14 protein-coding genes are annotated in these 15,390 nt (G+C 41.6%); 5 read left to right on the plus strand and 9 right to left on the minus strand.

Annotated elements, in window-relative coordinates:
• Positions 1 to 66 precede the first annotated feature (66 nt).
• Entirely contained in the window at positions 67 to 4,527 is a 4,461-nt protein-coding gene (locus H5125_RS12820; protein WP_101087315.1) for an EAL domain-containing protein, read from the plus strand.
• A 63-nt stretch (positions 4,528 to 4,590) separates the two neighbouring features.
• Here H5125_RS12820 and H5125_RS12825 read toward each other — a convergent pair whose 3' ends face one another.
• Positions 4,591 to 5,682 (minus strand): branched-chain amino acid aminotransferase, encoded by a 1,092-nt coding sequence (locus H5125_RS12825; protein ID WP_182744415.1) that lies wholly within the window; start codon positions 5,680 to 5,682, stop codon positions 4,591 to 4,593.
• A 237-nt stretch (positions 5,683 to 5,919) separates the two neighbouring features.
• Positions 5,920 to 6,273, minus strand: a complete 354-nt coding sequence (locus H5125_RS12830; RefSeq protein ID WP_182744416.1) for a RidA family protein — start codon at positions 6,271 to 6,273, stop codon at positions 5,920 to 5,922.
• A 172-nt stretch (positions 6,274 to 6,445) separates the two neighbouring features.
• On the opposite strand from H5125_RS12830, the gene H5125_RS12835 reads away from it, so the two are divergent.
• Positions 6,446 to 6,667 carry a cell division protein ZapB gene (locus tag H5125_RS12835; RefSeq protein WP_011635901.1) on the plus strand — a complete coding sequence of 74 codons (222 nt, stop codon included), beginning with the start codon at positions 6,446 to 6,448 and terminating at the stop codon, positions 6,665 to 6,667.
• On the opposite strand, the gene H5125_RS12840 is transcribed toward H5125_RS12835, so the two are convergent.
• The 7 genes from H5125_RS12840 to H5125_RS12870 all read right to left on the minus strand — a co-directional run bounded on the left by H5125_RS12840 (position 6,664) and on the right by H5125_RS12870 (position 12,356).
• Positions 6,664 to 6,876 (minus strand): DUF1107 domain-containing protein, encoded by a 213-nt coding sequence (locus H5125_RS12840; RefSeq protein WP_101087275.1) that lies wholly within the window; start codon positions 6,874 to 6,876, stop codon positions 6,664 to 6,666. The genes H5125_RS12835 and H5125_RS12840 overlap by 4 nt on opposite strands.
• Before the next feature lie 502 nt (positions 6,877 to 7,378).
• Positions 7,379 to 7,996: a thiol:disulfide interchange protein DsbA/DsbL gene (locus tag H5125_RS12845; protein ID WP_101087276.1), complete on the minus strand. Its 618-nt coding sequence runs from the start codon at positions 7,994 to 7,996 to the stop codon at positions 7,379 to 7,381.
• Between the two features lie 131 nt (positions 7,997 to 8,127).
• The gene (locus tag H5125_RS12850) at positions 8,128 to 9,129 is read right to left on the minus strand and encodes a serine/threonine protein kinase (protein WP_162022162.1); all 1,002 of its coding nucleotides are present in this window, start codon (positions 9,127 to 9,129) and stop codon (positions 8,128 to 8,130) included.
• Between the two features lie 10 nt (positions 9,130 to 9,139).
• Positions 9,140 to 9,442, minus strand: a complete 303-nt coding sequence (locus tag H5125_RS12855) for a DUF3630 family protein (protein WP_101087278.1) — start codon at positions 9,440 to 9,442, stop codon at positions 9,140 to 9,142.
• A gap of 25 nt (positions 9,443 to 9,467) precedes the next feature.
• On the minus strand, positions 9,468 to 10,949 hold the full coding sequence (locus H5125_RS12860) for a YdiU family protein (RefSeq protein ID WP_182744417.1): 1,482 nt from the start codon (positions 10,947 to 10,949) through the stop codon (positions 9,468 to 9,470).
• The gene (locus H5125_RS12865; RefSeq protein WP_162022160.1) at positions 10,939 to 11,271 is read right to left on the minus strand and encodes a hypothetical protein; all 333 of its coding nucleotides are present in this window, start codon (positions 11,269 to 11,271) and stop codon (positions 10,939 to 10,941) included. Before H5125_RS12865 ends, H5125_RS12860 begins: the two co-directional genes overlap by 11 nt.
• Positions 11,272 to 11,378: 107 nt before the next feature.
• Positions 11,379 to 12,356 (minus strand): hypothetical protein, encoded by a 978-nt coding sequence (locus H5125_RS12870; protein WP_182744418.1) that lies wholly within the window; start codon positions 12,354 to 12,356, stop codon positions 11,379 to 11,381.
• A 358-nt stretch (positions 12,357 to 12,714) separates the two neighbouring features.
• Between H5125_RS12870 and H5125_RS12875 the strand changes: the two genes are divergently transcribed.
• The 3 genes from H5125_RS12875 (at position 12,715) to H5125_RS12885 (ending at position 14,855) form a co-directional block, all read left to right on the plus strand.
• Positions 12,715 to 13,107: a nitrous oxide-stimulated promoter family protein gene (locus H5125_RS12875; RefSeq protein ID WP_101087282.1), complete on the plus strand. Its 393-nt coding sequence runs from the start codon at positions 12,715 to 12,717 to the stop codon at positions 13,105 to 13,107.
• Positions 13,108 to 13,171: 64 nt separating this feature from the next.
• On the plus strand, positions 13,172 to 14,125 hold the full coding sequence (locus tag H5125_RS12880; protein WP_182744419.1) for a hypothetical protein: 954 nt from the start codon (positions 13,172 to 13,174) through the stop codon (positions 14,123 to 14,125).
• Between the two features lie 148 nt (positions 14,126 to 14,273).
• Positions 14,274 to 14,855, plus strand: coding sequence for a lipid-binding SYLF domain-containing protein (locus tag H5125_RS12885; protein ID WP_101087284.1), 582 nt, complete (start codon positions 14,274 to 14,276; stop codon positions 14,853 to 14,855).
• Positions 14,856 to 15,390 lie beyond the last annotated feature (535 nt).

Consider the following 15,390-nt stretch of genomic DNA (forward strand, 5'->3'; position numbering starts at 1 on the left):
TTGAATTTTCGTGCATTCACGCTTTTAACACACTGGCTAATTTTAGTCATAACATTGAGTTTTTCAGTGTCTGTTTCAGCGCAAAAAAATGATCCTTATGACAGCTTAACCGAAGTAAAATTTGACCATTTCAGTACCGAAGGGGACCTTAATCAAAACTCGATTACTCGTCTGTTTATGGACAGCTCAGGAATGCTTTGGATAGGGACTCAAGACGGTCTACACAGCTATAATGGTGTTGAGTTTGATTTATACTTAAAACAGCCAAAAAATACCAACTCTATCTCAGGCAATTTAATTACTGATATTTTGCAGTCACCTGACGGCGATTTATGGATAGGCACCTTCAACAATGGACTCAATCGATTCAACCTCACTACGGGGGAGTTTACTGCTTTTAAACAACCCCAAGGCTTAACTGAGCTTCAGGTAACCCATCTTGCCGTGATTGGCGATACCTTATGGGTAGGTACTCGTTCGGGTTTGTACATACTATCCTTAAAAACCGAAAAAATTATTCTCGTCAGTTTAGGCAATAATATCACGCCCAATATTACCAGCATTGCCAATATTGACGATAAATACATTGTCGTTGGTACTCAATCACATGGCACATTTGCCATTGATAGTAATACTATTATTCGGCTTGATATCCCGCTCAATATGACGGTAAACCAAATCAAATCCAGCTCTGTTTATTCCGTCTGGCTGGCCATCGACAACCAAATTTGGCGCTACAATCTCGATACCCATAAAAAAGAACTGATATGGTCGCATGATGATAGTTTTGGCGATAACCGAAAGATAATTGATTTTATCGTGGTTAATGCCAATCAAATTTTTGCTATCGGCAACAATACCGGTTTATTCAAACTCGATTTTATGGGTGGCAAGTGGCACAGCACACTTTATAAACATGATCCGCAAAAACTCAATTCCATCAGTGCTAATACACTACAAAGCCTAATGCTAGATCAAAACGGCACCCTATGGATTGGTACAGGTTATTCGGGCATCGATAAACTAAATCTCAGCCATCAATATTTTAGCCACTTTTACGACTACCAAACCAATGCTCCAGGCATGGCAAACATGATCCGCGTCATTTTCAGGGACACACAGCAACGCCTGTGGATAGGCACCGATGGTGCTGGACTTAAGTATTTGGCCCCCGATGATAACCAATATCATTACATCAATGATTTATTTGCAAAAACATTAGCGATACCTACAGAACAGTTATCCTTGATAGTGCATGACATTAAACAAGATAAACAAGGTTTACTATGGTTTGCCACCAACGTAGGGCTGTTTACCTTAGATAAGAGCAATACCCTGCAGCAAATTAAACCGGCAAACGCACAATTTTATGCCGATACCCAAATCCGCAGTTTAGCCTTTGATGACAAAGACCGTTTATGGATAGCCAGCTCACAAGGTTTGTATTTTATCTCTGAGTATACAAATCGCATGATGGCTTATAACTTCGGCTTTCAAGCTGATTTTTCGCCATTCAAATACCAAATTATTAAGCTTTATTTTAGCCAAGGTTATTTATGGCTAGGCACTATGGGCGGAGTGGTAAGGCTTTCAGCTGAAGCACAAAAACTAGACTTTTTGAGCCATGATTCAGAAAACCCTTACAGTCTGAGTGACAATCGTGTCAGAGACTTTTTGTTAGCAGAAAATGGCGACTTTTGGGTGGCTACACATGGTGGTATAGACAAGCTAACAATAGAATACGGCACGTTTAAATTTGAAAGAATGGACGTCAATGCAGACAAAAGCAGTAATACAGTTTATGCGATTTTAGAAGACGAAAAACACGATTTATGGCTAAGTACTAACTCGGGTATTTCACGTTTTACCCCGAGTAATAAAAGCTTTATTTCTTATAATAAATTCGAAGGTTTGCAAGCCAATGAATTTAATGGTTCAGCTAAGTTTAAAGAGCTTAACGGTACCTTATGGTTTGGTGGTATTCGAGGCCTTAACCAATTTAACCCAAGCACTATTCCAAGCCAAAGGTCTGAGAACAAACTGGCGCTGACAAAATACACGATTGGTGAAACCCAACACCCTATTCGCGACTTAAGCCATGCTCCGCGCATTATCATGCCTTATGAACAACAACTCATCAGCTTTGAAGTCGGCTCGCTCAATTTCAGTTACCCAGGATTAAGCCGTTTTAGCTACTTTTTAGACGGTTATGACAACGATTGGCGCGAATTATCCCATGGCAACGAAATCACCTATACCAACTTACCACCTGGTGAATACAAGTTAGTGGTTCGTCATGCGCTAGGGACGAATAGATACAGCCAATACACACTTAATGTAAACGTGTCAGTAGTGCCACCAATGTATATGAGCAACACAGCTTATATTCTGTATATTACGGTCGGATTATTAATTATTGTTTGGTTTTTTTATGCCCGAAAGAAAAAACAGGCCAAGCAACGTGAATTTGACAACAGTATTCGCGCCTCTGAAGAGCGCTTAAAACTGGCACTTTGGGCTTCTGGCGATGGTATGTGGGATTGGAACATTAAAGACGATAAAGTCTATCGAACTAACATGATCGAGCCGATGAGTTTTTCGTTAAAAGATCAGTTATTGAATAAAAACATTGATCCAGAAGACCGACCACGAGTGCAAAAACTGCTTAACGATCACCTTAACGGTGAAAGTGAGTTCTTTGAAGCAGAGTATCGCGTTGAAACTAAACCTGGAGAATGGGCTTGGGTGTTAGATCGTGGTCAAATTGTTGAACGTGATGGCAATAATATTCCAGTGCGAATGGCTGGAACTCATAAAGACATTACTAGCCGAAAAATCACAGAAAACGAACTCAAGCTATCATCGCAAGTCTTGTTTAGTATGAACGAAGCCGTTGTCGTTGGTGAACTAGACTATCAAATACGCTCAATCAATCCAGCTTTTAGTCGCATTACTGGCTTTAAACATCGTGATGTTGTCGGTAAGCATTTCTTGTTTTTAACCATGGGAAAGCAGTCACGCGAGTTTTATAACTCAGTTGAAACCCAGCTATTAAGACACAAACATTGGGCCGGTGAAATTCACATTAGAACCCGCAACCGTCGCGGTATTCTTGCATGGCTAGAAATTAACCAAGTTATCGATAATAAAGGTGAAACGAGTCACTTTGTGGCGGTGTTCACCGATATTACTGCCCGTAAAAAAGCCGAAGAAGATTTACGAGTATTGGCTAACTTTGATCCACTGACCGGACTGCCTAACCGCACTTTATTCCAGGACAGGCTCAACCAAGCCGTGACGAAAGCACACCGTGCCAATAGCATCGTAGCATTGTTATTTTTAGATCTTGACCGATTTAAACATATCAATGACTCAATGGGCCACCACATCGGTGATTTACTGCTTAAAGCCGTCGCGCATCGCCTGCAAAATGCTGTACGAGATGGCGATACCGTTGCACGCTTAGGCGGAGATGAATTTACCATTATTTTAGAAGGTGTTGCCAAAACGAAAGCCGCCACCATTATTGCCGAAAAAGTGTTACACGCTTTTCAAACACCTTTTTTACTTGACGATAAAATACTGACTATATCACCGTCGATTGGTATCAGTTTGTACCCAGAAGATGCAGATGATACCACCTCATTGATTAAGTATGCTGATACCGCCATGTATCACGCAAAATCACTGGGGCGCAATAACTTCCAATTCTATACCGAGCAATTAAACCAATATGCTACACGTCATGTTCAGTTAGAGGCCGGACTTAAAAAAGCGATTCAAGACAATGAACTATATTTGGTTTATCAACCTAAATACGATGTAAAAACTGAAAAAATTATCGGACTGGAAGCGTTAATGCGCTGGGAAAGCCCAGAACTTGGCTTTATTTCACCGGTTGAGTTTATTCCGCTAGCGGAAGAAACAGGCATCATCAATCAGATTGGTCAATGGGCTATTCAACAAGCCTGTAACCAACTGGCGCAATGGCATCAACAAGGTTTTGAGCATATATCTGTCGCCGTTAACCTTTCAGCCAGACAATTGAAAGCCGATATCATTTCGACCATAGAAGTCGCATTAGCGGTATCTGGATTACCGGCAAGCGCCTTAGAACTCGAATTAACCGAGTCGATGATTATGGGTAACCCACAGGATTCCGTTGCCGTGCTATCGCAACTCAAAGCATTAGGCTTAACCATTGCGATTGATGACTTTGGTACCGGATACTCAAGCTTAAGCTATTTGAAACGCTTCCCAATTGATACCTTGAAGATTGATCGTGAATTTGTACGTGATATAACTGAAGATCCTGACGATGCTGCCATCACTAGCGCCATTATAACCTTGGCTCACAGTTTAGAGCTTAACGTTGTGGCTGAAGGTGTTGAAACCCAAGCGCAATTGAATTTCTTACGTGAGGGGGGTTGTGATCAAGTACAGGGCTTCTTGCTCAGTAAGCCACTGAGTGCGGTTAATTGCCTTGCATTATTAACGCAAGACAAAGTTAAGATTAGTCATTCATAAGGCAAAATAAAAGCTCCATTTAGGAGCTTTTATGTGTATTTTACTGATTGAATAAGCTATAAACTACGGTGCAACACGTTCAACGCGTTTTACCCAGCCTTGCGGTGCAGTAACGTTGCCTTTTTGTAGCTCAGTAAACAGCTTATAAATACGCTGAATATTAGGACCTACCTTACCGTCGCCAACGGTCAAAACCCGACCATCTTCGAAGATATATGAACTGACAGGCGATACCACGGCAGCAGTACCAAATCCACCCGCTTCAATAATTTCACCCGCTTCAATATCAGCAATGAATTTATCTAACATCACCGTTTCTTGTCTTACTTCACAACCCAGCATATCCCCAAGTCCCATAATGGACTGAGAGGTAATGGATTTTAAAATGGTGTCTGTGAATGTCGGAATAATCACAGTGCCATCTTTTAAAATGTGAAAGTGATTCATCGCGCCAGCTTCTTCAATTTGAGTATTAGTTGAATCTAAATACAATACCTGCGATGCGCCATATTCTACAGCCGCTTTACCTGCACGCAGTGAAGCAGCATAGTTACCAGCAGCTTTTGAAGCACCAGTACCACCAGATACTGCACGGTGGTACTTAGTACTGATTAACAAGCGAATACCATTATTAACCCCAGAGGCATAATACGCTCCAGATGGGCTTAGCATGACGCAGAATGTATATTGCTGACTAGGGCTAACAGACAAACGATCTTCTGTTGCAAAAATAAAAGGTCGAATGTATAAACACGCACCTTGTTGCTGTGGGAACCACAAACGGTCAACATCAATAAGGGCATTAATTGCCTTTACTTGCATACTTTCATCGATATTCGGAATACACACGATATCGGCAGAACGGTTCATGCGCTCAGCGTTTTTATTTAAGCGGAAGGTGTAAATCTCGCCATCTTCGTGCATAAAGGCTTTAGCGCCTTCAAAAATTGATTGGCCATAATGCAATGACATTGCACCGGGTGCCATTTCAAACGGGCCGTAAGGAACTATGCGCGGATCGCACCATTGACCATCACGATAATCCATCAAAAACATGTGATCAGTACGAAGCTTACCGAAACCCACATCGCCTTCAGGCTTAAATGGCTCTGTGCGGCGCTCTGACGCTGATTTTAAATTATATTTTATGTCCATTGCATACCACCTTAAAAACTGAGCTTGCAGACTATGGAGGCTAGAGAATAATGTCAAGTCGCAGCCCTAGATCCTAAATCAAAATACGTCAATTGAACGTAACAAGCATCAATATATTTATTCATACTGCAACAGACAAACTGTCAGTGCATATCTCATTCTGTCACTAGCCTAATCACAACGCATCAATCAAGATTAATCAAAGTTATGTCACCAAGAATGATTATCCATTTATGGCTAACTTGCCACTGCTGCAATCACCGAAATTTCAACCAAGTATTCAGGTTCGGCAATCGCTGCTTGTACACAAGCTCTTGCAGGGGCATGCCCTTTGGGTAACCAGTTGTCCCACACTTGATTCATTGCATCGTAATCAGCCATATCTTTAAGGAAAATAGTGGCTGATAAAATATGATCGCGTCGACTACCCGATTGTACGAGCAAGCTTTCGACCTCTTCAAGCATGGTAATAGTTTGGGTATTAATATCGGTGAACTTATCTTTAGCCACCTGGCCGCACAGATAAACGGTATTGTTGTGGATCACAATACTGCTCATGCGAGTGTTAACATCGAGTCGGGTAATTGTCATAAAAAGGTCTTTTACTGTCTTGGTTAGCAGATGAAAATAGCGCGATCTGAGATAAAGCACAATATAGTACGATTTATTGAATATATTTTAGCCACTTAGTTTTAAAGGCTATTCCTATAGGCCTTGTCACTGCTAGAATCGGGTTTCCATCCAGAAACGTATAGGACTCCCCATGAGCCTTGAATTATTGTCCCAACTGGAAACCAAAATCCAGGCAACTCTCGAAAATATTGAGCTACTAAAAATGGAGCTTGATGAAGAGAAGCAAAAGAACGAAGCGTTGCTTTCACAGCAACAAGAATTGACACAAAAAAACCAACAATTGCAGCAAGACCTAAACTCTTGGAGTGATAAGGTCAACGGCCTTGTTGGTTTATTGAATAACGAAATCTAAATGGATTGATACTGCTTTGATTGTATTTCAATCAAGGCATTTAATTCACTGATAGCCTGCTTAACTTTCGGCAGGCTTTTTTTCGTCTGTAAAAAGCGCCCTTTATCAAACTCGAGTAACCCTAAGTCTTTTACCCAAATCACGCCACTCAAAAAGATCCTAGCATGCTTAACTATCAATTTAGGTGCATAAACAGGGAACATTCTCATACGACTTCCTCCAAGAAAATACATGCACAAGGTGCAATGAAATAACGACGATAAGCCATGTATAAGTCGGAAATGTAAATGTTCAAAGCAGATATAAACCACTATTCACTTTCTTGTTAAGCACAACTTCAATGTCATCAAGTTTGACCACATGATGCCGAAAGAGTTTCATTAACATGCTATTTTTTATTGTTCTGATAAATCCCATAAATCTCAAGTGACACTTTAATGCCGCTTGCCAATATTTTGACGCCATGTTAAGATCTTTGATGTTACTCAGGGTAAAAAAGAGTCATTTGACTCATCTCCGTATCGTCTTTTATAGACATACGGTTTTTTTTTGCCTGCGATAAACTTCGACTCCGCGCAATCAACATCCCGCCTAAACCACAGCATCAGCCTCTTGTTTAAAAATATGAGTATTGTTTGATAACCTTTGCTGAAATTTAGACAACAAAAAAGGAGCCGAAGCTCCTTATTTAACAAACATAAGTTGTGTAGATTACTTTTTGTTCATTGATGTTAAGTAAAATGCGATATCAATTAATTCATCATAAGATTTAATCGAGCTGGTTTCGACGCGATATTTGCCGTTAACTACTAATGTTGGTACACCAGAAATTTTAGCATTTTCAGTATCACGCTTCATTTTCGACATCTGTGCGTTCACCATAAATGAACTTGCCGCTGCATCGTAAGCTTTACCATCTACGCCATTAGCGATAAATACTGCTCTGATATCGTCTGCGCGAGTAAATTGCTGACGCTTGTCGTGGATAGCGCTAAATAAAGCTGCGTCCATTTTTTTCTCGACATTTAACTGCTGAGCAACCGCAAAAGCACGTGACATTTCTACGCCCATTTCACGACCGATAAACTCAACGTGGGACTGATTAAATGTGACACCTTCAGGTAAGTTCGCTTCAATTTTAGGCACTACTGTTTTAGAAAAATTAAAACAATGTGGACAATAGAATGAGAAAAACTCAGTAATTTCTGGCTTGGCAGTTTCAGGGCCATCATTAATAACCGTGTAATGTACACCTTCTTTATAATCGGCAGCCATCGCAGCCATAGGCGCTAGCAGGAGTGCAGCAGCCATCAGTAATGCTTTTTTCATTTTACTTCCTTCTAAATAGGCAAAAATATAAATACGCTGGCTCTATCATAGTCTAGCGTTAGCCTGTAACTCAATCGCTAGTCAATTGTATTTGTAACTAAATACTATTAGGTAGTGATTATGAAATATTGTTAATTAAAACTAGGTAAACTCAATGGTGGCTCATTAAGCGCAGATAACTGCTCCTTAAACGCCAGAGTTTGTTGTTCCCAATACTTAATATCGCCAAACCATGGAAAATTCATCGGGAATGCAGGGTCATCCCAGCGCTTGGCTAACCACGCATTATAATGCACCATCCGGAAAGCCCTTAACGGCTCAATGAGTGCCAACTGTCTCGCATCAAAATCACAAAACTCTTGATATCCCTCTAATAAAATATCAATTTGTAATAATTGCTGCTGACGATCTCCGGTCAACATCATCCATAAATCTTGTACTGCTGGCCCTTGCCTGGCATCGTCTAAATCAACAAATCCAGGTCCATCTGGTGTCCATAAAATATTACTAGGGTGTAAATCTCCGTGCAAGCGTATAGAGGTAAAATTGTGCTGCTGCCATATCTGCTTGGCTTTCTCTAAAACTTGCTCTACTACGGTGAAAAAAGCTGTCTGCATCGAACTGGCAACAATACCACTTTCGCGTAAATAGCGATAAGACTCATCGCCCAAAATAGCAGGGGTCAGCGATTCACGGTATTTAAAAGGCTGCATTGCGCCATATTGATGAATTCGGCCAATAAAGCGGCCAACCGATTCAAGTTGTTCAAGATTGTCTACTTCAAATGCCCGCCCGCCAATAGACGGAAAAAGACCAAAACGATAACCTTGATACTCAAATAAGGTTTTACCTTCAATAACGACAGGAACGGCAATAGGAATATCTTCTGCCGCCAATGCCAAGGCATAATCGTGCTCTTCTTGAATTTGTTCATTGCTCCAACGATGCGGCCGATAAAACTTCACCACATAACGAATGCCTTGATCGCAGCGGAATTGGTACACCCTATTTTCGTAACTGTTTAATGCTAATAGCCCCGTCTCAGGGAAGACGCCGATGCTTTCGATGGCATCTAAAATGAGATCGGGTCTCAATGCCTGAAAATGAAACTCTGCGCCTGTACCGTTGTCCATGTATACCTTCTTAAGCAGTTTGAATATGTGGGGCAAGTAGCGTTAATAAAAACGCTAATACGTCTAACTCATTTGCGCTATCGGTGGAAATCCAACAAATATCACCATAAAACTCATAATGTAACCATAAAGGGCTGCCTTCAAAGTTCAGTAACCATTGATGACGATCTGCGCCCCATTGGCGCTCTCGAATATCACAATCAAGTGCAGCCGCTAGCGGTTCTGCAAATCGTTCAAATTGCTCAAAATCCACTTCAGCTTGAATAACAATACTCAATGCTGCGGGATCTAATTTGGCTGATAATAATTTCATAATCGACTCAGATAAAATACATCAATTAACTGCTACAAGACATTATTAAGCCTTGTCCCCATTTAGGTGGGCGTTTGGCAAAATCTTCCATCTCAGGTTGTTCGTCAAAAGGACGTTGTAAAAGTTGTTGAAGTTGCAATAACTTGCTGTTGTCGCCATTTTCTTCAATCTCGATAATAGCTTCCTGGGCAAGGTAATTGCGCAAAATATATTTAGGGTTGGCACTATTACGCTCACATTGCCATGCATTCACATCCGCCACTTCACCTACTCGGTTTTGATAAGCTTGATGCCAAGTATCAAAACCAGCAAGGTCGGCCATATCGTCTCGTAAACTAGAATGCACACTACTCGGGTCTAGTTGGCCAAAACGGCGTAAACTATTGGTATAGTCAAGTTGGTTAGTTTCGAGTAATCCGGTTAATTGCCCCACAAGCTGCAAATCTTTGTTATCGAATTCGGCCTGTTCCTCTGCATTAACAACATTTGGGTTAATATTGGATTGAGAAAGGCCTAACTTAGCGCGCATGAGTAATAAATACTGCTGAATTAATTCAAATTGATACGTATTTAGCGCTGCGATTAAATCATCCGACTCGATAATAGGCGTTAATGTTTGCGCCAAACGCTTGAGGTTCCATAATCCAATTCCTGGTTGCTGGCCAAAGGCATAACGACCTTCGTGATCGGAGTGATTACAGATAAAGTCTTCTTTAAAGGTGTCTAAGAAAGCAAATGGGCCAAAATCGAAGGTATCACCAAGTATCGACATATTGTCGGTATTCATCACCCCGTGAGCAAAACCAACAGACTGCCAATGAGCAATCATTTTAGCGGTAGACTGCACCACCTCATAAAACCATTTTTTGTAACCTGCTGCATCGGTTGATAAATGTGGAAAATGCTGTTGAATGGTAAAATTAACTAATTGAGTCAGTTTGGCTGCATCGCCTTGCTCGCTATGAAAGAAATATTCAAAATGGCCGAACCGAATGTGACTTTTTGCCAAACGTACCGTTATTGCGGCCGTTTCTTGGCTTTCGCGCCATACGGGTAAATCGGAACCAATAACTGCTAACGCACGGCTGGTAGGTACATTTAGCGCAGCAAGCGCTTCGGATACTAAAAACTCTCGAACTGCTGAGCGCATTACCGCCCGACCATCACCTTGGCGAGAATACGGTGTTGGACCGCCGCCTTTTAACGCGACATCCCAAGCCCCATTTGGACCAATAGCTTCACCTAATATAATTGAACGACCATCGCCCAATCTTGGTGTATAGCCACCAAATTGATGGCCACTATAAACTTGAGCGTAATAACTGGCACCAGGAGCTGCATAGTTGGCCGATAATTGCATCAACAGTTCAGTATTGGGTTTTGCTAAACCAATTAATTGAGCCGCGTCATCACTCCAACCCAGCCAATGAGGATTACTGATGGGTAAAGGATAAACTTGCGAATAAAAGCCTTCTAGTTGCTCAAAAAAATCTTGCTTAAACTGCATTATGCTTTGTACCCACGACCTGATTTTCACACTGCAATTGTTGCTTTTCATCTATCTGACACAACTCGCCACATGCAAACGCTTGCTCTGCAGGCACTGACGAGGCTTGCAAGCGTAACATTCCAGCACCTTTAGCTTGGCATTGCTCCAATGAATCGTAAAAACCGGCAATGTGGTCTTGCAGTACTATTTGGGTCGGTATAGGTGTTCGATCTGCAACATAAAATAAGGTCCATTCAGGTGTACGAATACAACCGGCAAGTAAAACTACTGTGGCAGTAAACAGCAATGTTTTTGTTAATGTACGAGTCATTAATGTCATTTTAAACCTTGAAAGCATTGGATTTGAAGCAACAAAAAAGCGAACCAAGGTCCGCTTTCCTTTTGAATATCATACCTGATATCCATCCAACAGTATTGATTAGCCTATTAGCTCGCTTTGGTTTTGGCCTTTTCTATCCGCTTTATGCGTCCTTCAAAGCCAGTGACAGTGCCGTCGGTTAGCTGGTATTCAAGCGCTTGCTCGCACACCTTAATCGCCTCATCAAACTGACCAACATCATTTAACAATGTCGATAACTGCATAAACGCTGGCGATTTGATTTCATCAGTGCTTTTTTGAGAGACATATTGTTGATGTAATGAGCGATATAACCCTACATAGGTTAATTGTAACGCCGCACCATATTGACAATAATCGCTCTGTTTACGCATTTTATAGCAATGATTAATCACACTGGCTAAGTCATTATGCTGGCTTTGAAGATCGTTAGCGTTATTGGCAGCATCAACCTGTTGCAGAAAACTTTCGCTGGCCCAATCGCCTTCAACACGGTTTAGACTCAAGGACAAGCCTTGATCACTTGGCGCATCAACCTCTGCAGTAGCAGATACTTTAGGCTCGGCATCTGCATTGCTCACGTTAGCATTGTTCTCGCTAGCATTGTTCTCACTAGCTTTGCTCTCGTTTGCAGCAGCAACATCCTTAGGGGCAACTTCAGGCGCAGAAACCACCTCAGTGACTATACTTTCGGATTTAGGAGTTTTGGGCTTAGTCGGTTCCGGAGCAATTTCGACAGCATCAACTGGCTCACCAAGCAGCTCAACTGGCGCTGTTGGCTTTTCGCTGAACTCGTCAACAGGATCAACATCAACTGAAATAAGTTCATCGGTCTTCACTGTAACCTCAGTTAATACCTCATCTGCTGCCGACTTATCCATAACGACATGCTCAGACTCTGCCATAGTCGTATCGTCTGCTGCCGTTAAAGGTTGAGCAACCTCACTTGATGAATGCGATGTGGCATTACGATCGGTTTTATCACGTTCTTGTTTTGCCACCGCTTGAGTACGTCTGTACAAATACAGAGCAATTGCAATCAATATGACAGTTAAAATTACCTTCATTAGGCTTCCACCTTGCTGATTATGTGCCAGAGCACATTGTTTTAACTCACTCACAACAGCATTCATTGTGAGGCAATGTAATGGTTTAATGATACTGCGCTGTTTTTTTAAGCACTAGCCATTATTATTTCAATGTACACTATAAAATCAAGTATTTATCTATTTTAATCTGTAACAAGTCGTAGACCACTCGCCATTTCGCATCAGTTTTAATCATTTTTGCGATCTCAACCTCAAAAAAAGGACATTTTGAGCCAAAGATCAAAGTTAAATAAGCGGAGTTTGTCAGCTACTATTGCCAAGTTTACACTACTAATATCCGACTGTTTTACTAAGGTATTTAATAAGAGATAACACTATGGATGATACAGAACTATTAAGCGGTAAATTACTCTACGAATTTCGAACCATGCAAGCTATGGTCGAAATCTACTGTAAAGCGCACCATCCTCTTAAACCCTCCCAGGGTGTATGCCTGCAATGTAGTGAGTTTTTAAGCTATGCCAATACTCGACTCGATCGGTGCCCCTACGGCCAAGACAAGCCCACTTGCAATAAATGCCCGGTGCATTGTTACAAACCTCATATGAAACAAAGAGCACGTGAAATCATGATGTATGCAGGGCCAAGAATGCTGTTACCTCATCCAATCTTTGCCATTAAGCATTTATTGGCAGAACGCAAACCGGCACCAGGCCTGCCGCCAGAAAGAGTTTCAAACAGACATTTACGTAAAGTAAAGCAAAGTTAATAACCGAGAACTACTCGGTTTACACAAAGTAGGTTAGTATTCACTATCGTCAAAGAGAGTGAAAATGAACCAATTTAACGATTTATTCATTCAAACATACTGGTGGCTCTCCTTGCTAGGAGGCATTCATTGTCTTGGAGTAGGCTTGTATGTTCATTATATTTACCAAAGTGCCACCCGCAGCCATAGCCTGTTGGCTGGGATCTTTTTACTTATCGGCTGTTATTTTTTAACCGGTTTACTTACCCCTGAAACCACCCCTATCCCGATACATTTAACCCTTACACTGTTTATCCCTATCTATTTTTTACTAATGCCAATGCTGTATTTATATTGTAAAAGCAGCCTAACAGCACAAGATTACCAACCACTGTTAATCAAACATTTTGGCTTTGCCATTATCATCGCCTTAGTGACCAGTTCAACCATATTATTTCATATTGGTATCGATCCAAAAAATTCCAATAACACCATTGGAACTCTGGGTGAAATAAACAGTATTAATCTATTAGCTGTGGTTTTACCCATCCTATTAATGCTACAAACCTTTGGCTATTTTGGGGCTATTTATCGTTTATTATCCCACTATCGCCCACAATATTTGGCCAATAGGCAGCCTAACTTACAAGTAATACGATTTCGCTGGCTAAGTGTATTAACTATCGGCATTCTCATTAATTGGATACTGCGTATCGTGTTGGTCTATTTACCGTTTTACTTAGGCGACTCCGTTTTATTATTAACCCAAGCGGTAACACGTTTAAGCCTATTATTAACCGTATATGTGTTGGCGTTATATGGCATCCAGCAAGTCACCCGATCGGCCTATTTGCGCGGGTCGCTCAATGCCTCCAACCAAGCTACGCCATCAAGCAAAGAGCCGCACACTGATCCACTGCTGGACGAGGAAGAAATAACTTACTTACATCATTTAATGGTCGATGAGGATGGGCGCGACCCAAACGATAATTCAGCTGTAGAGAGGGATAAAAAAAGGATGAGTAAGACAGAAAACTGACTGATTTCCCCGTACACATCACACTGAAAAAATGTTCAACCGTTTACCGATGCTCGCCGAGTATAAATGTTTATTAACTCGCACCCATTAGGGGTTATGCTACTCTATGGCGAGTTTTACCATGACAATTTAGTCACTGAGGTTATTTATGAAACGTTCAATTAGCTTAGTTTTTTCCAGTTTACTCGTGTTATTAAGCTTCGCGTTTTCAGCTCCTAGTTTTGCAAACGAAGATGCTTATAACGATGCCATCACTAATTTTAAAAAGGCCAATGAAAGCCGACATTTATTTAATACGGCTTATGGTTATGCAGTCTTCCCAACCGTAGCCAAAGGCGGTATCGGAATTGGTGCCGCATATGGAAATGGTCGTGTATATCAAAGCGATGCTTATATGGGGGATTCCACATTAACCCAACTATCTATTGGCTTTCAGTTAGGCGGACAAGCCTATAGTGAAATTATCTTCTTTAAAGATGCCAAAGCTTATAATGAGTTCACCAGCGGTAGCTTTGAATTTAGCGCGCAAGCGTCAGCAGTGGCCATTAACGTTGGTGCCAATGCGCAAGTTGGTACTACAGGTAATTCAGCAGGCGCAGGACAAGCAGGCAGTAATCATGCCGCAGCCGCAGCCTATATCAATGGTATGGCGATATTTACCGCCGCAAAGGGTGGGTTAATGTTTGAAGCCGCTCTTGCAGGTCAGTCGTTTACCTTTGATGGCAAGTAACCACTGCGAGTCTTAACACTCGTTAAGTACATAACATTCAGGCTGCCATTGGCAGCCTGAATTATTTGGAATAAGTGGTTTATTATCGCAGAGTCCAAACAATGGCATTAGCATATACACAGCGGTCAAATTAACCTTGCTGATGCATTTGTGGACAACCTTCTCGTCATCCCGGTAATGCTTTTGAGCCAGGATCCAGGTTTATTCTTTTATGTTTGGTATTGATGGCCTGCGGCCACTAACGTCGTGGCCTTCGCCCACACCAGACTAACATCGCAAGGTTCCACCCTGCACGGGCCAAATACTTTGTCATTCCGGCAATGTTTTTAAGCCGGAATCCAGCTTTTTCATACGTTGTACTTATGGCCTGCGGCCACTAACGTCGTGGCGCTTCGCCCACACCAGACTAACATCGCAAGGTTCCACCCTGCACGGGCCAAAAGGGGATCAACAGCAATCCCCTCTTGGATCACCCCTGCCGTTCCGGCAACATTTTCGCTATTTAACCAAACAACAGCAGCGAAAAAATTGCCAC

The sequence above is a fragment of the Shewanella sp. SR44-4 genome (genome assembly GCF_014163715.1).
Lineage (GTDB): Bacteria > Pseudomonadota > Gammaproteobacteria > Enterobacterales > Shewanellaceae > Shewanella.